The sequence below is a fragment of the Roseateles sp. GW835-FHT13E02 genome, assembly GCF_058794035.1.
Map to the genome: position 1 here is coordinate 1 of NZ_JBXAGJ010000015.1, position 22,472 is coordinate 22,472.

The 22,472-nt window shown below is 66.4% G+C and carries 19 protein-coding genes; 11 read left to right on the forward strand and 8 right to left on the reverse strand.

What is annotated here, in order from left to right:
• Nucleotides 1-251 precede the first annotated feature (251 nt).
• The 3 genes from aceA to AC1Q6P_RS15315 all read right to left on the reverse strand — a co-directional run bounded on the left by aceA (nt 252) and on the right by AC1Q6P_RS15315 (nt 5,691).
• A complete protein-coding gene (aceA, locus tag AC1Q6P_RS15305; protein ID WP_492664967.1) occupies nt 252-1,565 on the reverse strand; it encodes an isocitrate lyase in 1,314 nt (437 codons plus the stop codon).
• A gap of 568 nt (nt 1,566-2,133) precedes the next feature.
• Nucleotides 2,134-4,860 (reverse strand): TonB-dependent receptor plug domain-containing protein, encoded by a 2,727-nt coding sequence (locus tag AC1Q6P_RS15310; protein WP_492664968.1) that lies wholly within the window; start codon nt 4,858-4,860, stop codon nt 2,134-2,136.
• Nucleotides 4,861-5,088: 228 nt separating this feature from the next.
• A complete protein-coding gene (locus AC1Q6P_RS15315; RefSeq protein ID WP_102766697.1) occupies nt 5,089-5,691 on the reverse strand; it encodes a MarC family protein in 603 nt (200 codons plus the stop codon).
• A gap of 127 nt (nt 5,692-5,818) precedes the next feature.
• Here AC1Q6P_RS15315 and AC1Q6P_RS15320 point away from each other — a divergent pair, with 127 nt between their 5' ends.
• The gene (locus AC1Q6P_RS15320; protein ID WP_171826348.1) at nt 5,819-6,295 is read left to right on the forward strand and encodes an Lrp/AsnC family transcriptional regulator; all 477 of its coding nucleotides are present in this window, start codon (nt 5,819-5,821) and stop codon (nt 6,293-6,295) included.
• Between the two features lie 95 nt (nt 6,296-6,390).
• Here AC1Q6P_RS15320 and xerD read toward each other — a convergent pair whose 3' ends face one another.
• From xerD to AC1Q6P_RS15335, 3 genes are all read right to left on the reverse strand, one after another.
• The gene (gene xerD, locus AC1Q6P_RS15325; RefSeq protein ID WP_171826349.1) at nt 6,391-7,371 is read right to left on the reverse strand and encodes a site-specific tyrosine recombinase XerD; all 981 of its coding nucleotides are present in this window, start codon (nt 7,369-7,371) and stop codon (nt 6,391-6,393) included.
• Nucleotides 7,325-8,269: a tripartite tricarboxylate transporter substrate binding protein BugE gene (locus AC1Q6P_RS15330; RefSeq protein ID WP_171826443.1), complete on the reverse strand. Its 945-nt coding sequence runs from the start codon at nt 8,267-8,269 to the stop codon at nt 7,325-7,327. Before AC1Q6P_RS15330 ends, xerD begins: the two co-directional genes overlap by 47 nt.
• A gap of 182 nt (nt 8,270-8,451) precedes the next feature.
• Nucleotides 8,452-9,111 (reverse strand): chalcone isomerase family protein, encoded by a 660-nt coding sequence (locus AC1Q6P_RS15335; RefSeq protein ID WP_492664969.1) that lies wholly within the window; start codon nt 9,109-9,111, stop codon nt 8,452-8,454.
• 172 nt (nt 9,112-9,283) lie between these two features.
• On the opposite strand from AC1Q6P_RS15335, the gene AC1Q6P_RS15340 reads away from it, so the two are divergent.
• Nucleotides 9,284-10,183 carry an AEC family transporter gene (locus AC1Q6P_RS15340; RefSeq protein WP_492664970.1) on the forward strand — a complete coding sequence of 300 codons (900 nt, stop codon included), beginning with the start codon at nt 9,284-9,286 and terminating at the stop codon, nt 10,181-10,183.
• Here AC1Q6P_RS15340 and queG read toward each other — a convergent pair.
• Nucleotides 10,143-11,240: a tRNA epoxyqueuosine(34) reductase QueG gene (gene queG, locus AC1Q6P_RS15345; protein WP_492665046.1), complete on the reverse strand. Its 1,098-nt coding sequence runs from the start codon at nt 11,238-11,240 to the stop codon at nt 10,143-10,145. The two genes, AC1Q6P_RS15340 and queG, sit on opposite strands and share 41 nt — an antisense overlap.
• 72 nt (nt 11,241-11,312) lie before the next feature.
• Between queG and tsaE the strand changes: the two genes are divergently transcribed.
• The 6 genes from tsaE (at nt 11,313) to AC1Q6P_RS15375 (ending at nt 16,829) form a co-directional block, all read left to right on the forward strand.
• Complete coding sequence (gene tsaE, locus AC1Q6P_RS15350) at nt 11,313-11,825, forward strand: tRNA (adenosine(37)-N6)-threonylcarbamoyltransferase complex ATPase subunit type 1 TsaE (protein ID WP_223696581.1); 513 nt, start codon at nt 11,313-11,315, stop codon at nt 11,823-11,825.
• A complete protein-coding gene (locus AC1Q6P_RS15355) occupies nt 11,822-13,216 on the forward strand; it encodes an N-acetylmuramoyl-L-alanine amidase (protein WP_492664971.1) in 1,395 nt (464 codons plus the stop codon). The genes tsaE and AC1Q6P_RS15355 overlap by 4 nt, the downstream gene beginning before the upstream one ends.
• 183 nt (nt 13,217-13,399) lie before the next feature.
• The gene (locus AC1Q6P_RS15360; protein WP_492664972.1) at nt 13,400-14,356 is read left to right on the forward strand and encodes a PEP-CTERM sorting domain-containing protein; all 957 of its coding nucleotides are present in this window, start codon (nt 13,400-13,402) and stop codon (nt 14,354-14,356) included.
• 134 nt (nt 14,357-14,490) lie between these two features.
• Nucleotides 14,491-15,726 (forward strand): glycosyltransferase, encoded by a 1,236-nt coding sequence (locus AC1Q6P_RS15365; protein WP_492664973.1) that lies wholly within the window; start codon nt 14,491-14,493, stop codon nt 15,724-15,726.
• Nucleotides 15,723-16,355 carry a hypothetical protein gene (locus tag AC1Q6P_RS15370; protein ID WP_492664974.1) on the forward strand — a complete coding sequence of 211 codons (633 nt, stop codon included), beginning with the start codon at nt 15,723-15,725 and terminating at the stop codon, nt 16,353-16,355. Before AC1Q6P_RS15365 ends, AC1Q6P_RS15370 begins: the two co-directional genes overlap by 4 nt.
• 24 nt (nt 16,356-16,379) lie before the next feature.
• Nucleotides 16,380-16,829, forward strand: coding sequence for a glycosyltransferase family 4 protein (locus tag AC1Q6P_RS15375; RefSeq protein ID WP_492665047.1), 450 nt, complete (start codon nt 16,380-16,382; stop codon nt 16,827-16,829).
• A gap of 2 nt (nt 16,830-16,831) precedes the next feature.
• Here the strand turns inward: AC1Q6P_RS15375 and AC1Q6P_RS15380 are convergent, their stop codons facing one another.
• The gene (locus AC1Q6P_RS15380) at nt 16,832-17,470 is read right to left on the reverse strand and encodes a DedA family protein (protein WP_171826355.1); all 639 of its coding nucleotides are present in this window, start codon (nt 17,468-17,470) and stop codon (nt 16,832-16,834) included.
• A 236-nt stretch (nt 17,471-17,706) separates the two neighbouring features.
• Here AC1Q6P_RS15380 and AC1Q6P_RS15385 point away from each other — a divergent pair, with 236 nt between their 5' ends.
• The 3 genes from AC1Q6P_RS15385 (at nt 17,707) to AC1Q6P_RS15395 (ending at nt 22,470) form a co-directional block, all read left to right on the forward strand.
• The gene (locus AC1Q6P_RS15385) at nt 17,707-18,534 is read left to right on the forward strand and encodes an alpha/beta fold hydrolase (protein ID WP_492664975.1); all 828 of its coding nucleotides are present in this window, start codon (nt 17,707-17,709) and stop codon (nt 18,532-18,534) included.
• A gap of 27 nt (nt 18,535-18,561) precedes the next feature.
• Nucleotides 18,562-20,568, forward strand: a complete 2,007-nt coding sequence (gene mutL / locus AC1Q6P_RS15390) for a DNA mismatch repair endonuclease MutL (protein ID WP_492664976.1) — start codon at nt 18,562-18,564, stop codon at nt 20,566-20,568.
• An 87-nt stretch (nt 20,569-20,655) separates the two neighbouring features.
• Nucleotides 20,656-22,470 carry a pseudouridine synthase gene (locus AC1Q6P_RS15395; RefSeq protein WP_492664977.1) on the forward strand — a complete coding sequence of 605 codons (1,815 nt, stop codon included), beginning with the start codon at nt 20,656-20,658 and terminating at the stop codon, nt 22,468-22,470.
• Nucleotides 22,471-22,472 lie beyond the last annotated feature (2 nt).

Consider the following 22,472-nt stretch of genomic DNA (forward strand, 5'->3'; position numbering starts at 1 on the left):
ACCACAGTGAGCGCAGCGAACGGAGGGAGTTTGGCGCCGCTGAGCCGCGGAGTGAGCAGCGAGGGGAGTCGGCTCGCCCGAGCCGACCCGCGAACCATGAGCCCGGCGGCGGGCCGAGCCACCGCAGCGAGAAAGAACAAGACAGCCGAGGTCTGCAACGTGCCGAGAACCGTCAGTCCAAGCAGCTGAAAACAAAAAGCCCGGTCTCCTCGTGGGAGCCGGGCCTGCCGTTCAGGGCGCGATCAGAGAGTTCAGCCGTGCTTGGCTTCGAAGAACTGTTCGTCTTCGGTGGAACCCTTGAGCGCGGCGGTGGAGGCGTCGCGTTCGATGGTGGTGGTCACGGCGTCGAAATAGCCGGTGCCGACTTCGCGCTGGTGCTTGACGGCGGTGAAGCCCTTGTCGGCGGCGGCGAATTCAGCTTCCTGCAGTTCCACGAAAGCGCTCATATTGTTGCGAGCGTAGCCGTAGGCCAGGTTGAACATGCTGTAGTTCAGGCTGTGGAAGCCGGCCAAGGTGATGAACTGGTACTTGTAGCCCATGGCTCCCAGCTCGCGCTGGAACTTGGCGATGGTGGCGTCGTCCAGGTTCTTCTTCCAGTTGAAGGACGGCGAGCAGTTGTAGGCCAGCAGCTTGCCCGGGAACTTGGCGTGGATGGCGTCGGCGAAAGCCTTGGCGAAGGCCAGATCCGGCTTGCCAGTTTCGCACCAGATCATGTCGGCGTAAGGGGCGTAAGCCAGGCCCCGGCTGATGGCTTGGTCCAGGCCGTTCTTGGTGCGGAAGAAGCCTTCGACGGTGCGCTCGCCAGTGCAGAAGGGCTTGTCGTTGTCGTCGATGTCGCTGGTGACCAGATCGCCGGCTTCGGCATCGGTGCGGGCCAGCAGCACGGTGGGCGTGCCCATGACATCGGCTGCCAGGCGGGCGGCGACCAGCTTGGCCACGGCCTCACGGGTGGGCACCAGCACCTTGCCGCCCATATGGCCGCACTTCTTGGCCGCAGCCAGCTGGTCTTCGAAGTGCACGCCAGCGGCGCCGGCCTCGATCATGGCCTTCATCAGCTCGAAGGCATTCAGCACGCCGCCGAAACCGGCTTCAGCATCGGCCACGATGGGGGCGAAGTAGTCGCGGTAGTCCGGGTCGCTGGGGTTCTTGCCTTCGCTCCACTGGATCTGGTCGGCGCGGGCAAAGGTGGCGTTGATCTTCTTGACGACCTTGGGCACCGAGTCGACCGAGTACAGCGACTGGTCGGGGTACATCTCGCCATTGCTGTTGGCGTCACCGGCGACCTGCCAGCCCGACAGGTAGATGGCCTTGAGGCCGGCCTTGACCTGCTGCATGGCCTGGTTGCCGGTCAGGGCGCCCAGCGAGTTGACGAAGGGCTCGGTGTTGACCAGGCCCCAGAGCTTCTCGGCGCCGCGCTTGGCCAGGGTGTGTTCGATCTGCAGCGAGCCACGCAGGCGCACGACATCGGCGGCGGTGTAGCCGCGCTTGATGCCCTTCCAGCGCGGGTTCTCGGCCCAGTCTTTTTCGAGGGCGGCGATTTGCTGTTCACGGGTGGCGATGCTCATGGTGTGCTCCTGCAAGTGGGTGGTGCGATATCGAAACTTGGAAACCAAGGCTTGATCTGCTGGCGCCGATTTCAGCGTCGGGACCGGGCTGGGTTTGGCATCCAGGTCCTGCGGCTGAAGGGCCGAACAAAGAAGAAGCTTTGTTGGGCTCAAGATTAGCCCTCCGAGCCGTCTTGCGGAACACTTATGTCTTATATAAGACTTAATTTTTTATCTATAAAATTCAATGACTTAAGTTTTAAATTTCTGATCGTGAAAAGCATTTCACCATCATGAGAAATTTTGCGGCGGCGCAGCATGGGTGGAATTCACCATATGAAAACATGTTTCCGCATCGTGCAAGGCATGGCGAGACCAGGCCCAACGGGAGAAAGAAAGAACCGCAGGACTCCTCACGGAGAGCCTGCGGTGTCGATGAAGGCTTGCGCAGAAGCGGTGAGCAAAGGCGAAACGGCTTGAGCCGACTCAGCCGCGGCCAACCCATTCACCGTGTGGGCCCACACCGGCCTGCGCAGGCGAGGCCGCAGCGAGCCGATGAGCCGCGACTCGCACCGCCCCGCCCCTGCCCTTATTTGCCGAGCACGTGGTTGAACTCCAGCCAGAACTGGCGGCCATGCGGCAGGTAGTAGCCCACCGGGTAGTAGGGCCAGCCGCCGCTGTCATCCTTGCGCACGCTGTTGGCCAGGTTGTTGACGATCAGAGTGACGCTGCTGCTCTTGTTCAGCTCATAGCTGCTGCTCGCATTGAAGCTCCACTTCGGCGAGATCCAGCCCTTGCCGTCGCTGCTGACGATCTTGCCGTTGCGCAGGCCGGCCAGGGTGGTGTTGAAGGCGCCGTAACGCCAGTTCACGCTGGTGATGAGCTTGTTGGGCCAGTCGCTGAAGCTGCGGGTGCCGACCTGGTTGCTCGCCTCGTCACCTTCGAACTGAGCGTACTTGTAGCTCTGCACCTGGGTGTACTTGGCCGAGAAGACAAAGTTGCCGGCTGTGGCCGTCTTCAGGCTGTAGCGGCTGCTGATGTCGAAGCCGTAGGTGCTTTGCACCGCCGCGTTGATCGGGTTGACCACGATCTCCTTGACCTCGCCCGGGCGCAGCACCGCGTCGGCCGGGTTGCGGCGCACGCGGGCAATCGCGTCCACACAGGTCGGGCTGCTGATGTTTTGCTTGCCGGTGCGGCAGTCAGCCTCGTCGCGCAGGATCTTGTCACTGCTGAGGTCGGTGACCAGATCGCTGATCGAGATCTTCCACAGGTCCAGCGAGGCATCGAACTCGCTGCTCGGCGACCAGACCAGGCCCAGACCCCAGGACTTGCCCTTCTCGCTCTTCAGGTCCTTGGAGCCGTTCTTGACGTAGTTCGGCTGGATGCCTGCAAAGTCGCATTTGTCCAGCGCCTGGCCCGCCAATGCGCAGCGGTAATAGTCGTTGGCCGAGGCGTAATAGCCGCGGCTCTCGGCCGTGAAGATGTAGCTCATGTCCGGGGCGCGGAAGCTGGTCGCGTGCTGGGCGCGCACGAGCAACTCCTTGTTGGGGCGGAACTCCAGACCGGCGTTGTAAGTGAAGGCGCTGGTGTCGCGACCGGCAAACTTGTAGCTGTCGTAGCGGCCCGCCAGCGTGCCCGTGAGTTCGCGGGTCAGGGGTGCGTTCAGCTCGGTGCCCAAAGCCCAGCGGGTGCGATCACCGCTGACATTGGCCACTTCGCTGGTGGCGTAGAACAGGCCTTGGCCCAGGCGCGGATCGGCCTTGTTCTCAAAGCCCTGGCTGCCCACCTCGGCCAGCACCGCGGCGCGCAGCGGGCCCGCGGGCAGCTGCAGCACTTCGCCGTTGGCGGTGGCGCTGACGTTGCGGGTCCAGGCGCGGTCGTCAGACTGGTTGCTGGACGAGATGCTGGCGTACTCGGCCGGTGTCAGGGCCTTGAACAGGCGCGCGCTGTCGGGCTTGTAAATCGGCACGCCGTCGGCATTGACGCCCTGCTGGGCACCGAGGAAGAAGCTGTCCACCGTGGCCAGCAGGCGCGGCCGGTTCAGCTTGCTCTTGTAGCCCGAGCTGTTCAAGCCCAGGTCATAGCTCCAGCTCGTACCTTGCAGATCACCACGCACGCCCAGCACCAGATTGTGGGCTCGGTCTTTCCATTCGCGGTTGAAGGCTTCGGCGCCGCCGATTTCCTCCGGTGCAAAGCGCCGGCTCCAGGTTTCCAGTTTGCCGCTGTTGGCATTGACGAAGTAGCCGTTGCTGGCGCTCAGCGAGGTCCAACTCGGGCCGCGGGTGTTGTTCTCGGTGCGGGTGAAACCGAGCAGGGCCTCGGCGTAGAACTCGGTGTGGGCGTTCAGGCCATAGTTCAGCAGGCCGGCGAAGTTCTCGCTCTGGTTGCCGGTCTGGGTGGTCCAGAAGCTCGGCGAACCACGACCGCTGCCGCAGTAGGTGCCCGACTTGGCCGTGAAGGACTTGACCGAGCCGTCGAACAACCCGGCCGCGCCTTCGCAAGCGCCTGCGTCCGGCGTGATGTACTTGTTGCTTTTGGCATCCTTGCGGCCAAAGATCACGGTCGGCGCCGCGCCGGTCAAGGTGGTGTCGGCCATGAACTCACGCTGGCGGCTCCAGATCGGCTGGCGCTTGCTCAGCTCCACGGCATAGACCAGGCTCAGGGCGCCGGACTCCAGGCCGCCGGTCAGCTGCGCGCGGGCGTTCTCACCGCCGCCGCGCTGGGTGCCGCCCAGCTTGAGGTTGAGCTGGGTGCTGTCGACATGCTTCTTGAGGATGATGTTGATCACGCCTGCGATCGCGTCCGAGCCATAGATGGCCGAGGCGCCGCCGTTCAGCACCTCGATGCGGTCGATCAGGGCGGCCGGGATGTTGGCAGTGTTGACGAAGTTGACCGAGCCTTCGTAGGCCGTCGGGTAGTCCGCCACGCGGCGGCCGTTGACCAGGGTCAGCGTGTGGTTGGGCCCCAGGCCGCGCAGGCTGATGGCATTGGCCGCCGGGGTGAAGGTGTTGCCGAAGTCCTCACCCTGGGTGAAGCCGGTGTTCTCGGTCAGCGAGGCGAGCGCGTCGCCCACATTCTTGAAGCCGAGGCGGGTGATGTCCTCGGACTTGAGCACGGTGACGGCGGCCGGGCCCTCGGCCTGGGCGCGCGAGATGCGCGAGCCGGTCACTTGCACCTGGGGCAAGGTGTCGGTGCTGGCGGCAGGAGGCTGGGCAGGAGTTTGGGCCAGAGCGGCGGCGTGCGGCAGGCCATAGGCCAGGAAGACAGCCATAGCCAGCGGCGCCGGCCTGCTGCGGAACAGGGTCGGAGATTTCATGTGGAGCAATTTCCCTCGGTTGCAAACATCCGCCAGTCCGACCGCAGCACGGTGCTGCGGTGGCTGGCATGTCGGGTGTCGGTCTGTTCGGCTCACGCCGACCGCACCGTTTTGTGGAGCCGCAACTCTAGGGTTTGCCCTTAAGGGTTTGAACGAAGAAAAGGTTCTGTGCTTGGCTGAAAAAAGCACAAGCCCGGCACGCCGGGCTTGTGTCTTCGAGGGCAGTGCTCAGAGGCCGCCGATGAAATAGCGCTTGAGGCCGGCCAGGCACATCTCCACCGCAATCGCGGTCAGCACCAGGCCCATCAGCTTCTCGATGGCCGAGATCACCGAATCGCCGAGCAGGCGGCGGATGCGATCGGCCATCAGCAGGGTCAGGCCCGAGACCCACATGGCCGCGCACAGCGCGCCGATCCAGTCCCAGATGCGCTCGGGCTGGCGCGAGGCCAGCAGCAGCACGGTCGCCATGGCCGAGGGGCCGGCCAGCAAGGGCACGGCCAGCGGGAAGATGAAGGGCTCTTTGCCCGGCTCCAGGCCGTAGGCCGATTCACCGGCGCTGCCGAAGATCATCTTGATGGCGATGATCAGCAGAATCACGCCACCGGCCACTTCGAGCGAACGCTCGGACAGGTGCATGACGCTCAAAAAGCTGTCGCCAAAGAACATGAAGGCCAGCAGCACGATGGCGGCCAGGCCCACCTCGCGGGTGGCCACGCGGGCCCGGCGCTCCTTGGGCACCTCGCGCATGATGCCGATGAAAATGGGCAAGCTGCCGAGCGGGTCCAGCACCAGCAAGAGCAGGATGAAGGCGGAGAGAAAACTATGATCCATGGCCGCAATTGTCGCGCCCCTGCCGTGACACAAGACTGAACTTGCGCCGCAAATGCCCGCCAATCTCTGTCTTGCCCCTTACCACGCTCGTTCCCAAGCCCGTTCCCAAGCCCCCCCACAGCCCGCCATGACCGACGCCGCCACCAAGCTGGACACCATCGACCGCCGCCTGATCGAGGCCCTGCAGCGCGATGGCCGGGCCTCCAATGTGGAGCTGGCGGCGCAGGTGCATCTCTCGCCCCCTCAGTGTTTCCGGCGCGTCAAGGCCCTGGAGGAGCGCGGTGTGCTGCGTGGCTATCGCGCCCTGGTGACGCCGCAAAGCCTGGGCCTGGGCGTGACGGCCTTTGTCAGCCTCAATATCGACGGCGAGGCCTTTGACCGGGTGCGCGAGATCGAGGGCCTGATCCGCGACTTCCCCGAGATCCTGGAATGCCACACCGTCTCGGGCGACTGCGACTACCTGCTCAAGGTGGTGGCCAGCGACCTGAAGTCGCTGTCCCAGTTCCTGACCGACCGTCTGATGCAGATCCGCGGCGTGGCCGACATCCGCTCGATGATCTGCCTGGAAGAGATCAAGCCGCCCTCGCCGCTGCCGGTGGGCTGATCCTCGGTCCCGTCACGCCCAGCCCGACCGCGCGAGACGCGGCCGGTCCTTCGCCGGGCGTCGAATCAGCCGCAGGGCTGATCCTCGGTCCCGGCTCAGCCTCGTGGGTGGTGTTGGGCGTGGATGAGCTTGAGGCGCTCGCGGGCGACGTGGGTGTAGATCTGGGTCGTGGACAGATCGGCATGACCCAGCAACAGCTGCACCACGCGCAGATCGGCGCCATGGTTGAGCAAATGGGTGGCGAAGGCGTGGCGCAAGGTGTGCGGTGAGATGGGACTCAGGATGCCGGCTTGCAGCGCGTACTTCTTGACCAGGGTCCAGAACATCTGGCGGGTCATGCCTTCGCCGCGCACGGTCACGAACAAGGCCTCGCAGGACTGGCCTTTGAGCAACGTGGGTCGGGCTTCCTGGAGATAGCGCAAGAGCCAGCCATGCGCTTCTTCACCGAAGGGCACGAGGCGCTCCTTGCTGCCCTTGCCAGTGATGCGCAGCACCGCCTCGCGAAAACCGACGTGCACGCTTTTGAGCGTCACCAGTTCGGTCACGCGCAGGCCGCTGGCATACATCAGCTCCAGCATGGCGCGGTCACGCAGGCCCAGCTCGTTGCCCACATCAGGCGCCTGCAACAAGGCTTCGACCTGGGCCTGGCTGAGCAGCTTGGGCACGCGCAGCGGGGTCTTGGCATTGGCCAGCTTGAGGGTCGGGTCTTGCGCCAGGCGCTGCTCACGCAGGGCCCAACGGAAGTAGCGTTTGAACACACTCAGTCGCCGGTTGGCGCTGCTGGTCTTGCTGCCCGCGTGGCGGGACATGGCATAGGCATGCAGATCGGCCTCGCTGCAGGCGTCGAGCGAGCGCTGTGCGTGCGCAGCCAGCCATTGGGCCAACAGGGTCAGGTCACGCCGATAGGCCTGCAAAGAATTGCCGGCCAAGCCGTCCTCCAGCCACAGGGCCTCGACAAAAGCCTCGATGCCCTGCTGACTGGCGAGTTCGGCCACGCGCTGCGCGGCCGTGTGCAAAGCGCCCTCGGCCTCAGTCGAGCTTGAGCTTTTGCTTCTCGACGACCTTTTTGTAGACATCAAACTCGGCACTGATCTGGGCGGCGAACTGCTCGGGGGTGTTGGCAACGATCAGGGAACCGGTGTCCTCGATGCGCTTCTTGACGTCGGGAAGCTCCAGCGTCTTCTTGACTGCATCATGCACCTTGGCCACGACGTCCTTGGGCAGGTTCTTGGGGCCGTGCACACCGTAGTAGGCCATGCGATTGACCGGCTCCAGACCCACCTCTTTGAACGTGGGCACATTGGGCAGCACCGCCAAGCGATTGGGTGCAGCCACGACGATGGGGATCAAGCGGCCATCCTTGATGAAGGGCAGCGCCGAAGGCAGGTTGTCGAAAATGATGGGCACCTGGCCAGCCACGGTGTCGTTCAGGGCCGGGCCCGCGCCGCGGTACGGGATGTGCAGCACGAAAACGCCGGACAAGCTCTTGTACAGCTCCATCTGCAGATGGCCAATGCCGCCGGTGCCCGAACTGGCGTAGCTGTGTTTGCCCGGGCTCTTCTTCAGCTCGGCCACAAAACTCTTGTAGTCGCGGGCGGGAAAGCTCGGGTGCACCGCAATCACGTTCGGCGTGGCCGCCATATTGATGATGGGTGTGAAGTCGCTGATCGGGTTGTAGGGGATCTTGGGGTCGATGGCCGGGTTGGCCGCCGTGGTGGACACCGTGGCCACGCCCAGGGTGTAGCCATCGGCCACCGCCTTGGAGATTTCATTGGCCCCGATCTTGCCGCCGCCACCGGCCTTGTTCTCGACCAACATAGTTTGACCCAAGGCCTGGTTGACCTTTTCAGCCACCACGCGGGCGATGATGTCGGTGGTGCCGCCCGGAGCGAAGGGCACGATCAGGCGCACCGGCTTGGCGCTGGGATAGGCTGCCTGGGCCTGGGCCGAACTCACCGCCCCCAGGCCCAGCATCAGGCTGCCGGCGGCCGCCACGCTGGCGCGCAGGCAGGCGCGGCGGCGGTTGATGTTCCGGCTCTGCGAGGTCTTGCGCTTCGGGTGCTTCAGGGTCATGCCAATCTCCAAGGGTGAATTTCTCACCATCCTAGCCCGGTCGCCGAGCAGTCCGGCTCGCATTTCTACGTAGCCTGCGCAGATCAGCTGGTGGCTTCGCCCAGCAAGCCGGCCTTAAGGCGCTTGTCCACGGGTTTCTCGCCCAAAAACACCTTCAGGAATGCGGTGTACAGATCAGCCCCAGGCACGGCCTGACCCCATTGCTTGCCGTTCACGATCAACACCGTGCCCTGCTCGGGCAGAAAATCGATGTTGATCAGGTCGTTCTTGCGCACCTTGCCCACCGATTGCAGGTTTTGCGTGAACAGCGGCAGCCGTGTGGCCAGCGCTTCTTTCTCTGCCTCGCTGCAGTTGCGTCCCACGCCTTTGTTGACAGCCTTGACGAACTCCTCGGCGCCCACCTCCAGCAACATGCGGATCTGCACCCGCTTGGGTCCCGATGTGGCATAGACGGCCTCGGGTGAGGTGGCTTTGTGGCTCAGGTACAAACCTGCCACATAGCCGCGAAGAATCGAAACGGCGCGCTTGCCCACGCCATTGAGGACCAAGCTGCTGCCGGCCAGCTGGATCTTGTCCTCGAACTCCTGGTCCTCGTACTTGAAAGCCTGGGCCGGGCGGGCCAACCAGGCACTGCCCACGACGGCCGCACCGAGCGAGAGCAAGAAGCGGCGGCGCGCAGCGCCCGTCACAAGGGTCGAAGAAGCAATGCGGGCCGGGTGGGACGATGGAACAACAACAGCCATGGTGCGGGCAAGAAGCCGGTAGTCGCGACAAGGCCTCAACGATACCTGTTCCTGAGCGCGCCCCGAGTGGCAGGCCCGGCGCGCTGAGAGGTAGCAGGAGATGCGCCCTTCCGGGTCTGCTCATGCCGGCTCATGCCTGCGTCAGCTCAGCCGCGCTGGCACACTGGCACCCATGCCCGACGTCTATTTGCTGCTGCCCGACTTCCTGCTGATTCTTTGCGGTTTTCTGCTCTGCCGTTACAGCGGCCTGGACCGCCCGGTCTGGGAGGCGGCCGAGCGCCTGGTCTACTACCTGCTGTTCCCGGTCCTGCTCTTCAACTCCATCTTGCGCACGCCGCTGCAGCCCGGCGCCACGGCCGATCTGGCCCTGGGCGGCGTGCTCAGCTGCCTGGCCGGCGTGCTGCTGGCCTACAGCCTGCGCGCCCTGCCCGGTGTGGATGCGCGTCTGCATGCCTCGGGCGCGCAGACGGCGTTTCGCTTCAACTCCTTTATCGCCCTGGCTCTGGCCGAACGCCTGCACGGCGCGCAAGGCGTCGCCTGGGTGGCGCTGCTGATTGCCTTGTGCGTGCCGATCTGCAATATCGCTGCCGTCTGGCCACTGGCCCGGCATGGCGGCCACGGCTATGTGCGCGAGCTGGCGCGCAACCCACTGATCCTGGCCACCCTGGCCGGCCTGACCGGCAATCTCCTCGGCCTGAAGCTGCCCGAACCGGCCGCCCTGACCCTGTACCGCATCGGCCTGGCCGCCCTGCCCCTGGGCTTGATGGCGGTGGGCGCCGGCCTGCGCTTCGGCGCCCTGCGTGATGCGCCGCGCCTGGCGGCCGCCCTGCTCGGCATCCGTCACCTGGCCTTGCCGCTGGTCGGCCTGGGCCTGGCGCTGGCCCTGCAGCTGCCGGCGCCGCAGCGCGCCACCTTGCTGATGTTCACCGCTCTGCCGACCGCCTCGAGTGCCTATGTGCTGGCCGTGCGCATGGGCGGCAACGGGCCTTTTGTCGCCGGCTTGGTCACGCTGTCCACCCTGCTGGGCATGCTCAGCCTGCCGCTGTGGCTGGTGGTGCTGCGTTTTCTGTAGCGGCCACTTCGGCGTTTTGCGCCAGCGCCCAGTCCAGATGCTCGGCCAGCAGCTCGCCGGCCTGGGCGCGCTGGGCCAGCAAGACCGCGCGCAGGGCTGGCCATTCGCGCTGACGCAAGGCATTGCCCGAGACCACGGCCAGATTGCGCTGCCAGCGGCCATGGCCGATGCGGCGCATGGCCGAGCCCTCGGTCTGGCGCAAGAACTGCTCCTCGCTCCAGGACCAGTAGCTCAGCAAATCACCACCGGCCATGGCCGGACGGGCGTCGAAATCGGCCAGCTTTGCCTTCTGGGCAAACTTGTTCCAGGGACAGATCAACTGGCAGTCGTCGCAGCCGTAGAGGCGGTTGCCGATCAAGGGCCGCAACTCGCGGGGAATGGCGCCTTCATGTTCGATGGTCAGGTAAGACACACAGCGCCGCGCGTCGACCCGGTAGGGTGCGACGATGGCGCCCGTCGGGCAGGCCTCCAGGCAGGCGCTGCATTGCCCGCAATGGGCCGTGACCGGCTCGCTCAGCGGCAGAGGCAGGTCGATGTAGATCTCGCCCAGAAAGAACATCGAGCCCACATCGCGGTGCAGGGTCAGGGTGTGCTTGCCGCGCCAACCGATGCCGGAGCGCGAGGCCAGCTCCACCTCCAGCACCGGCGCCGAATCGGTGAACACGCGGTAACCGAAAGGGCCGACGGCCTCGCTCAAACGTGTGGCCAGCTGCTGCAGGCGGGCGCGCAGGACCTTGTGATAGTCGCGCCCCCGGGCATACAGCGAGATCTGGGCGCGCTGCGGATCGGCCAGGCGCTGCCATTCCACGGCCTGCCAGTCGGCGCCGCTGTCGCGCGGCAGGTAGTCCATGCGCAAGCTCAGCACCCGCAGCGTGCCTGGCACCAGCTCCGCCGGCCGCGCGCGCTTGAGGCCATGGCTTTGCATATAGTGCATGGAGCCGTGGAAACCCGCCTCCAGCCAGGCCAGCAAACCGGCTTCGGCGCTGTGCAGATCGATATCGGCCACGCCAATCTGTGAGAATCCAAGCTCCAGCGCCCAGCGGCGCAGCGCGGCCATCAGGCCGTCGGCATCCAAGCCCGCTGTGCCCGGCTTGCTGTTTGTGTTCGACTGTTGTGGAGCCTGCGTCATTTGCGCATTCTAGAAACCCGCTCTCTGCGCTGGCCCGATGAGGCCGCCACCCAGGCCTTTGCCGAGCGCCTGGCGCGCTGCCCTTCTTTGCGTGATGCCAATCTGGAGCTGCACGGCAGCCTCGGCGCCGGCAAGACCAGCCTGGTGCGCCACCTGCTGCGAGCGCTGGGGGTGGCCGGGCGCATCAAGAGCCCGAGTTACGCCGTGCTGGAGAGTTACGACCTCGCCGACTGGGGCGGCCAGGGCCTCGTCAGCCATTTCGATTTCTACCGCTTCAGCGACCCGCGCGAGTGGGAAGACGCGGGCTTTCGCGAGATCTTCACCGCCCCCGGCCTCAAGCTCAGCGAATGGCCTGAGAAAGCCGCCGGCATGCTGCCCGATGCCGATCTGCAGGTGCATCTGAACACCGAGAACGACGACAGCCGCACGGTCGAGCTGCGCGCTGGGACGGCACGGGGTCAGGTCTTGCTGCAGGAGCTTCAGGCCCTCGAAATCCCAGGAGGCCCGGTATGAGCGCCGAGCGTCGCCGCGCCCTCCGGGCCATGGGCAGCCTGGCCCTGCTGCTGCGCCTGCCCGCGGCGGCTGCAGCACCGAGCAGCCATGGCGCCAACAGTACCATCGTCGCTGTGCGGGTTTGGCCTGCCGAGGCCTACACCCGGGTGACCTTGGAATCCGACAAGGCCTTGGCCGCTACCCATTTCATGGTGGAGGCGCCCGACCGCCTGGTCATCGATGTCGATGGCCTGGAGCTCAGCCCCAATCTGCGCGGCCTGCTGGGCAAGGTCAAGGCCGACGACCCCTTCATCGCCGGCGTTCGCGTGGGCCAGAACACGCCGCGCGTGGTGCGCATCGTGCTGGACCTGAAGCAGCCTGTGGCGCCGCAGATCTTCACCCTGGCGCCGGTGGCCGCCTACCAGCACCGCCTGGTGTTTGACCTCTACCCCAAGGTGGCCGTCGACCCCTTGCTAGCCCTGATCAAGGAAAAGGATCAGGCCGAGCGCGAGGCCGCGCAGTCGGTGCAAGACGCCTTGGGTGAGCTGATTGCCAAGCTCGACAAACCGGCGCTCAATGCACCCGGCGCCGCCAAGCCCGGCGCCAGTGCGGCGTCTGCACCCGCAGCGCAGAACACCCCGGCCCCGCAGGTCAACCTGCCCGCCCCGGCTCCGGCTGAACCCTCGCAAGCCAAGCTGGACCGGCTCATCGTCATTGCCCTCGATCCTGGCCATGGTGGCGAGGATCCTGGCGCCATCGGGCCCAGCGGCCTGCGCGAGAAGGATGTGGTGCTGGCCATTGCTCAGCAGTTGCGCGAACGCCTCAACCGCAATCCGAACATGCGCGTGCTGCTGACCCGCGATGCCGATTTCTTTGTGCCGCTGCGCGAGCGGGTGCAGAAAGCACGGCGTGTGCAGGCCGATCTGTTCGTGTCCATCCACGCCGACGCGTTTTTCACGCCGCAGGCACGCGGCGCCTCGGTGTTCGCGCTCAGCGATGGTGCGGCCAGCAGCCAAGCCGCGAAATGGATGGCCAACCGCGAGAATGCGGCCGATCTGGTTGGCGGCGTCAACGCGGCGGTCAAGGATGCCAGCGTGCTCAAGGCCATGTTGGACATGAGCACCACCGCCCAGATCAAGGACAGCCTCAAGCTCGGCAGCGAGGTGCTGGGCCAGATCGGCCGGGTCGGCACCTTGCACAAGCGCCGGGTCGAGCAAGCGGGTTTTGCCGTGCTCAAGGCACCCGATGTGCCCTCCATCCTGGTCGAGACCGCCTTCATCTCCAACCCCGAGGAAGAGGCCAAGCTGCGTGACCCCGAGTACCAGGCCAAGCTGGTTGAGGCCTTGGCCACCGGCATCGCACGCTATTTCGCCAAGAACCCGCCGCTGGCGCGTCATCGCGCCCTGAGTTGAGGTTTCGTCAGCCTGTGCCCATCACGCAATAGCTCGTAGAAACCCGAATGTCGGTGGACTTGCCATTGAGCGCCCATCGCAACGAAACCCTGCTGTAACTGCTGGATTTGCCACAGCTGGTCTGAAACTTGCTGCCTTGACCCGTGCCCTATTTCACATTTCGCAGCAGAAAGCATTCCTCAGATGGCACAGCAACATTTCCCAATCAAGACCGTCAGCGCCGGGGTTCTGGCGTTCCTCTCCGGCGCCGCACTGGCCGGCCCCGTGGTGGTGGGCAATCCCAACGACGGGCAAATCACGCTCGCCGCCACCTATGCCCTGCCGAGCAATGGCAGCACGCAAGACGGCATGATCGAGAGCCCGCCCAGCACCACTGCCACCGGCGCCGACTTCTACCTGGATCGCAGCCAGGCGGAAGGTTCCGTGTTCTTCCATACCTATGGAGATGCCGGTGCCACCAGCTATTTCGGCGCCCGCGTGACCGGTACGGGCAACTTCAGCGCCACCACCAGCACCCGCTACAGCCGCACCTTCACCAACACCACCGGTGTGGCCCAGCTGTTCAATTTCTCTTTCCATGTGGACAGCGGTGAAACCTCGATCAACGGCACCGGCCTGGGCTTCGCCGACCTGCTGCTGCAAGTGAGCAAGAACGGTCAGGCCATTGCCCGCGACCGCACCACCCGCAGCCAGGACATCAACGGCAACCAGAGCTGCGTCAGCGACGATCTGGGCAGCCTGGGCGGCTATATGGATTGCGCCAGCAGCTATGCCAATGACGCCAACTTCAATGTCAGCCTGGGCATGATCGGCGCCGGTGAAAGCTTCACCCTGGACTACGACATCATCGCCACGGTCAGCGGCGACCTCGCCAGCGACGGCGGTGGCGGTTACGGCGATTGCCCGACCCTGGCTGCCAAGGGCGATGGCCCGGTGACGCTGTGGGAATGTGGTGGCGGCGGCGCCGGTTCGGCCACGGCGCGCTCGGGTGACCCCTTCAGCTGGGGCAATCCGGCCAATTTCCACATCGGCCCCACGGCCAACATCCCCGAGCCCAGCTCGCTGGCCCTGCTGGGTCTGAGCCTGGCTGGCCTCGCGGCCACCAGCCGCCGCAAGAAGGGCGGTCAAGCTCAAGACTGAGCCACCCCTGGGATCAGCCAGAGCCTTTGAGATCGAGGCTTCCTGAGGGAAGCCTCGCGCTCTTTCAAGCGCGGCGCCTCCGGGCGCCGTGTCTGTTTTCGCAAAGTTTTTTGTCGGTGTGGAGTGATCGGTCGATGGCCACTGTTGTGATTGCCTGGGAGCTGGGCGGGGACTACGGCCATCTGGCGCGCCTCCTGCCTTTGGCCCAGGCCTTGCGGTCCCAGGGCCATCGCCCGGTGTTTGTGGTCAGAGACCTGCTCGGCGCCGAAGCCCTGTTGCAACCCCATGGCTTCACGGCCTTGCAAGCACCCTTGTGGCTGGGCCGCCTGACGCAACTGCCCAGCCCCATCAGCTATGCCGAGTTGCTGATGCCAGCTGGCTTTCTCAAGCCGCAGGCCCTGACCGGCATCTGCCGGGCCTGGCGGCAGCTGTGGCAGCTGTTGAAACCCGACTTGCTGGTGCTCGACCACGCACCGACCGCCTTGCTGGCCAGCCGCGGCCTCGGCTTGCCCCGCCTGCATTTTGGCGATGGGTTCTGCATCCCGCCGGCCCGCCACCCTTTGCCTCAGTTCGCCTGGTGGCAGCCAGCCCTTGGCGCGCGTTTGGCCGATTCCGAAGCCCATGTCCTGGGCCATGCCAACCAGGTGCTGGCCGCCCTGGGTGAACCACCGCTGAAGACGCTGGCCCACTTGTTCGACGTGGAGGCGCAAGCGCTGTGCAGCTTTGAAGCGCTGGACCCCTATCCGCCCGCGCTGCGTGCGGCTGAGACCGCGCGACTGGGTCCGGTGTTCTTGCTGAACCAGGGCCGAAGCCCGGTCTGGCCCAAGGTGCCCGGCCCGCGCATCTTTGCCTATCTGAAGCCGGGCTATGCGCCCTTGGAGACGGTCTTGCAGGCCCTCCACCGCATGCCCGCCTCTTGCCTGGTGCATGTGCCCGGCGTGGCCCGCAAAACCCTGGACCAGCACAGCCATGGAACGGTGCACATCAGTGCCGAGCCGCTGGCCATGGCTGAGGTCAGCGCGCAGTGCGATCTGGCCTTGTGCCACGGCGGCGCCGGCACCACGGCCTTGATGTTGCTGGCCGGCAAACCGCTGGCCCTGCTGCCCATGCAAACCGAGCAATGGATGAGCGCCCACCGCCTGCAGACCCAAGGCCTTGCCGCCGGTCTGTTGATCGACGAGGTCGGGCGACTGCCTCAACTCTTGCAGCATGTCTTGACGGAGCCGCGTTACCGGCTGGCCGCGCAAGCTTTTGCCGAAGCTCACCGCAGCTACCGTCAGGAGGACACCGTCGCCAGCGTCCTGGCTCAGTGCCAGGCCCTGCTGGCCGCACAGGCCACCCGCCCTCCTTGCGGCGAAGGCCTCGCATGAAGCCCCGCGTGCTCATGGTGACGCGCATCCCCTTCTGGCGCATGGGTGCCGGCGAACGCACCCGGGTTCTGGCCATGGTGTGGCTGTTGGGTGCGCATTGCCAGCTCAGCCTGCTCTACCTGGGCTCGCTGAGCGCGCAAGAGCGACAGCTCCTGGCACGTCTGCGCGTGCAGGCCGAGCTCCATGACGTGGATGCTGCGGCGCCTGGCCTGCAGGGCGAAGCCGCCGAACGGGCGCGATTCCAGCAGATCTGCGCCAGCCAGCGCTTCGATGCCTGCATCTTCCAGCGTCTCAGCGTGCATGGTTTGCGTGATCTGCTGCCCTCGGGCGTGGCCGCCGTTCTTGACACCCATGACCTCGAAAGCCAGGCCGCCGCCTCACGCCGGGCGCAGGGCGTCGCGGCGCACACCCGCTTGAGCTGGGAGCAGGAGCTGGCGCTTTTCAGCCGCTACCAGCGCGTGTTGTTGATTCAATCGGAGGACCATGCGCGGGTACAAGCAGCCCTGGGTGAGCGCGCCTTGCTGGCGCCGCACCCGGTGCAGTTCGCGGCCTTGCCGATGCAGGCGAAGCGCCGCCACCTGGGGCTGATCGGCAGCGACTGGTCGGCCAATCTGCATGGCATGGACTGATTCGCCGACCAGGTCTGGCCCCATCTGGGCACCCGGGTGGCTGGCATCGAGCTCCACCTCTTCGGCTGGCTGAGCGAGCGTTGGCGACCAGAGTTCACCGGCTTCCATCGCCACGGCTTTGTGGCCGACTTCAAGCAGGCCTGGGGTGGCATCGACGTCGCCATCAACCCGGTGCGCTGGGGTGCCGGGCTCAAGATCAAAAGCGTGGAAGCCCTGGGCCATGGTCTGCCCCTGGTCAGCACGCTGGAGGGCGCGCGCGGCCTGCCCGAGGACGGCGGCCAGGCCCTGGTCCGCTGCGACGATCCGCTCATATTCGCCGAGGCCTGCGCACGTTTGCTTGAAGACAGCGGGGCCCGCGCCGCCATGGGCATGGCCGCCCATGCTTATGCCCGACAGCACTTTTCGCCCCAGGTGTGTTTCGAGCCCTTGCTGCGCTGGCTGCAGCAGCAAGCACAACAAGGGCGAGCTGCCTGAAATCAGGCCTGCTGCTTGGCCCGCAATCCGCCGGCGATGGCCAACAGACCTGGGATCAGGATCATGGCCCAGATGATCTTGGAGAAATTGGCCTGCACCCAGGCGAGGTTGCCAAAGGCATAGCCCAGCAAGGTGATGCCCAGCACCCAGATCAGGGCACCGATGATGTTGTAGGCGCTGAACTTGGCGCGGCTCATGGCCGCCACGCCGGCCACAAAGGGCGCAAAGGTGCGCACAAATGGCATGAAGCGCGCCAGCACGATGGTGATGCCGCCGTGGCGCTCGTAGAACGCATGGGCCGCATCGAAGGCGCGGCGGTTGAAAAAGCGCGACTGCTCCCACTGAAACACCTTGGGCCCGAAGTAGCGGCCGATCATGTAGTTGCACTGGTCGCCCAAAATGGCCGCCACCAGCATGACCACCAGGACCAGGGGCAGGCTGATCAGGCCAGCACCGCACAAGGCCCCGACAACAAACAGCAGCGAGTCGCCAGGAAGAAAAGGCATCACGACAACGCCGGTCTCCACGAACAGGATCAAAAACAGCAGCGCATAGACCCAGGCGCCATAGCTGGCCACGAAGGCGGCAATGTGTTTGTCCACATGGACGATGAAGTCGATCAAAAAGGTGAGCAGTTCCATGGCGGCGCATTATGGGGCCGCCATGTGGCGCGCTCATGGCGTGCTCATGGTGTGATCATGGTGCACTCAACGCGCGCAGCGGGGCAGGTGGTGAAGCAGCGGTCTTCCAACCCCAGGGCCTGCGTGCTTGGCCCACCGGCGCTCGCGCCAGGCGCACAAGCGGCATCACAGCAAGCCTCAGAACGCCGCAGCTCGGCCAGAATGCCCATCCGTCCCTTGATCGTCACGAGCCTGCCATGACTACTTCCGTCACTTTTCAGGTACCAGGTGCCCGACTGCCCGCACACCTGCAGCGCCACCCAAGCTCCGAGTTGCCGCCGCTGGTGTTCTTGCATGCCGGTGTCTGCGACCACCGACTCTGGCTGGCCCAGCTCGAGGCCTTTGCTGCCGAGCGCACGGTGCTGGCCTATGACCGGCGCGGCTACGGCGGCGTGGAGATCGAACAGGCGGCGCCGTTCTCTCACCTGGCCGATCTGTGGGCCGTGATGGACGCCGCGGGCTTGTCTCGCGCCGTGCTGGTGGGCTGCTCCTTGGGCGGGCGCCTGGCGCTGGAGGCGGCGCTCGATCGCCCCGAGCGCGTGGCCGGTCTCTTTTTGGTGGCGCCGGCGGTCAATGGCGTCCCGGCACCGGAACTCAACGCGCAGGAACAGGCCATGGACGCGGCAGCCGATGCCGCCTACGAAGCCGGCGATCTCGCTGCCGCCAACGAAGCCCTGGCCGCCCTCTGGCTGGATGGCCCGAGCAGCCCGGCCGGCCGTGTCAGCGGCGCGGCACGCGCGCTCTTCCTGGACATGGACGATCGCATGCTGCGCGCCACGCCGCCGGGCACAGCCCTCGAAGCCGAACCCAGCTGGCCGCGTCTGGAGCAGATCAGTGCCCCGACCGAGCTGCTCTGGGGCGATCTGGATCTGGGCTACTTCTTCCCGCGCTGCGAGGCCATGGTGGCACGCATCCCGGGTGCTCGCGGCACGGTCATGCCGGGCGTGGCCCACCTGCCCTCGCTGGAGGCGCCCGAGGCTTTCAACACGGCTTTGGCGGCCTTTCTGGCCCGCCTGCCCGGCTGAGGCGCGGGGCCTTCTTACAATAGCGGCATGGATGTTTCCACCCCCGAGTCTTCTCCCTCCTCTGCTGCGCCCTCCCCTGACAGCCCCGCTCCGGCGGCCTCTCGCCGCACCATCCGCGAGCTCCCCGATGAACTGATCAGCCAGATCGCCGCCGGCGAGGTGGTGGAGCGGCCGGCCTCGGTCGTGCGCGAGCTGGTGGACAACGCCCTGGACGCAGGCGCCAGCCAGATCCAGGTCAAGCTGATGGCGGGCGGCGTGCGCGCCATCGTGGTGGAAGACGACGGTCTGGGCATACCCGCCGAAGAGCTGCCCCTGGCGCTCAAACGCCACGCCACCAGCAAGATACGCTCGCTGGACGAACTGGAATCGGTGGCCACCATGGGCTTCCGCGGCGAGGCTTTGGCCGCCATCTCTTCGGTGGCCGAGATGGCGGTGGCCAGCCGCTTTGCCGGTGCCGCCCATGCCCACCGTCTGGATGCACGCTCGGGCGAGCTGGTGCCCGCCGCCCGCTCGCGCGGCACCAGCGTCGAGGTGCGCGAGCTGTTCTTCAGCACACCGGCCCGCCGCAAATTCCTGAAAACCGACGCCACCGAGCTGGCCCATTGCTTGGAATCAGTGCGCCGCCACGCCCTGGCCCGGCCCGATGTCGGCTTCACCGTCTGGCACGAAGGCAAGCTGGTCGAGCAATGGCGCGCCGGCAGCTCGGAAGCGCGCCTGGCCGATGTGCTCGGTGACGAATTCATGGCCGAGAGCCGGCCGGTCTATGCCGAGAACGGCCCGCTGCGCATCTATGGCCGCGCCGGCCTGCCCGAGGCGGCGCGCAGCCGCGCCGACATGCAGTACGTCTACGTCAACGGCCGCTATGTGCGCGACAAGCTGATCGCCCACGGCATCCGCTCCGCCTACGAGGACGTGCTGCACGGCCACCGCCAGCCCTGCTATGTGCTCTTCATCGAGATCGCCCCCGACCGGGTCGATGTCAATGTGCACCCGACCAAGATCGAGGTCCGCTTCCGCGACGGCCGCGAGGTGCACCAGCGCGTGCGCTATGCTGTGCAGGACGCGCTGGCCACCTCGCGTTCAGCGGAAGCCGCATCGCCTGCGGCGGGCGACGCCGAGCCGCCGACCGTTCGCACCGCGCCGGGCAGCACCCCCGCCTGGTTCCAGCCCGCTCAACACGCCGCAAGCCAGCAGGCCGCTGAGGCCAGCCCGCCGCTCTACGCGGGCACGCCCAGCTGGCGCAGCAACAAGCAGGCCTCGCTGGGCCTGGCCGAGGTGGCCACGCTCTACGGCCAGACGGCACCGGCCTTCAGCTACAGCACGGCCAGCCATGCCAATGCCAATGCCAATGCCAACGCTGATGCCGAGCCCGCAAGACCTGACCCCGCACCTGCTGCGCCCGGCGCCGAGGGCCTGGCTGTTCGCAGCGGCACGCCCCTGCCCGAGCACGACTGGCCCCTGGGCCGGGCGATTGCCCAGATCCAGGGCGTCTATGTGCTGGCCGAGAACGCCCAGGGCCTGGTCATCGTCGACATGCATGCGGCCCACGAGCGCGTGGTCTACGAGCGGCTCAAGGCCAGCCTGGGTGCGGCGGCGATTGAATCGCAACCGCTCCTGATCCCCGTCACCTTCGCCGCCACGGCCCAGGAGATCGCCACGGCCGAGGCGCACGCCGAGGCCCTGCAGCGCCTGGGCCTCGATGTGGCGCCGCTCTCGGCCAAGATGCTGGCGGTGCGCGCGCGGCCGGCGGCCCTGGCCGGCGGTGATGTGGTCGAGCTGGCCCGTGGCGTGCTGGCCGAGCTGGCGCAGTTCGATGCCAGCCATGCCATCGAGCGCGCCCAGCACGAAATCCTGGCCACCATGGCCTGCCACGGCGCGGTTCGGGCCAACCGCCAGCTCAGTCTGGACGAAATGAATGCCTTGTTGCGCGATATGGAGCGCACCGAACGCGCCGATCAATGCAATCATGGGCGACCGACCTGGCGCCAGCTCAGCATGCGTGAGCTGGACGCGCTCTTCCTGCGCGGGCGCTGAGCCCCCTCGCTGGCGCCCAGTGCGCGCGAGGGCTCGCTTTTCCTTGACTTTCTTTCTCTCTTTTTTCGACGGAACCCCGGAGGCATCATGGCCACTTTGAAACTCAACAAGAAGACTGCAGGCCCGCCCGGTTCCGGCAACAAACGCAGTGCCGATGGCGAGCGCCGCGCGCCCATCCGCGGCAAGGGCGTGTCTCGCCCGCGCCAAAGCCTGGAAGCGGCCAAGGCCGAGCGCGAGCAGCGTCAGGCCCAGTTCGAACAGCGCGAGCAAAAGAAGACGCAGCGCAACGGCGACACGGACCGTCCGCGTGCTGAGCGGCCGAGCGGCTCCGGTGGCCCTGGCGGGCGCCCAGGTGGTCGCCCTGATTCGCGCCCCGGTGGCCCGGGTCAACGCCCGCCGGCACGCGATGGCTGGCGCAACGAAGGCCCGCGATTCGAGAGCCGGCATGAGGGCCGCAGTGAAGGCCGCGGTGATGGACGAAATGAGGGCCGAAATGACGGCCGATTCGAAGGCCGCAACGAGGGACGCTTCGACCACCGAGGCGACAACCGCGGCGACAACCGCGGCGACAACCGTTTCGACAACCGTTTCGACAACCGCTCGGCCCCCCGTTACGAGGGTCGCCCCGACCCGCGCCGCGACGGCGGCGGCCGACCCGAGTTCCGTGATTCACGGGATTCACTGGACGCGCAGCGCCCGCGTTACGAGGACCGCCGCCCCGGTTTCGGCCAGGCCCCGCAAGGCCCGCGCCGCCACCCCGATGAGCGCGGCGCCCCGGGCCCGCGCGAAGACCGTTGGCAAGGCCAGCGCCCCAGCTACGCCCAGGAGCCGCGCCGCGAAGGTGGTGGCTTTGGCGGCCCACGCGGCAGCTACCGAGACAGCAACCGAGAAGGCTACCGTGACGCCCCGCGCGAGAACCAGCGCCCGGGCGGCCACGAGGCACGACCCGAGTTCGCCCGCCAGGACCAGCGCCGCCACAGCGGCGGCCCGGGCTACAACAACCCCCGGCTCAGCGCGCAAAGCCGCGCCGGCGAACAGCTGCCCGCGCATCTGCGCGAAGCAGCGGCCAAGCTGCGCCGCCAACTCGATGAAGGCGACGACGGTGACGACCGCGACGAGGTCTTTGTCGACGCCAACAGCGAAGGCGTGCGCCTGTCCAAGCAGATGGGCGTGCTCGGCCTGGCCTCGCGCCGCGAAGCCGATGAATGGATCGCCGCCGGCTGGGTGCGCGTGGACGGCAAGCTGGCCGTGCTGGGCCAGCGCGTCAAGCCCGATGCCAAGATCGAGGTCGACCCGTTGGCCCACAAGGAGCAGGCCAAGCGCGTCACCATCCTGCTGCACAAGCCCATCGGCTATGTCTCCGGCCAGGCCGAAGACGGCTACGAGCCCGCCTCGGTGCTGATCAAGTCCGATGCGCAGTGGAGCGAAGACAGCTCGGGCATCAAATACCACATCGGCCACAGCCGCGGCTTGGCCCCGGCCGGTCGCCTGGACATCGACTCCACCGGCCTCTTGGTGCTGACCCAGGACGGCCGCATTGCCAAGCTGCTGATCGGCGAGGATTCGACGGTCGAGAAGGAATACCTGGTGCGTGTCGAGTACCAGGGCCGCAACGGCGTCAAGAGTGAAGACGGCCGCCTGCCCGCCGAAGACCTGGCCCTGCTCAACCATGGCCTGGAGCTGGACGGCGTGCAGCTGAAGCCGGCCAAGGTCAGCTGGCAGAACGAAGACCAGCTGCGCTTTGTGCTGCGCGAAGGCCGCAAGCGCCAAATCCGCCGCATGTGCGAGCTGGTCGGCCTCAAGGTGGTGGGCCTCAAGCGCGTGCGCATCGGCCGCATCAATCTGGGCAATCTGCCGGTCGGCCAATGGCGCTTCCTGACCCCCTGGGAGCGTTTCGACTGATG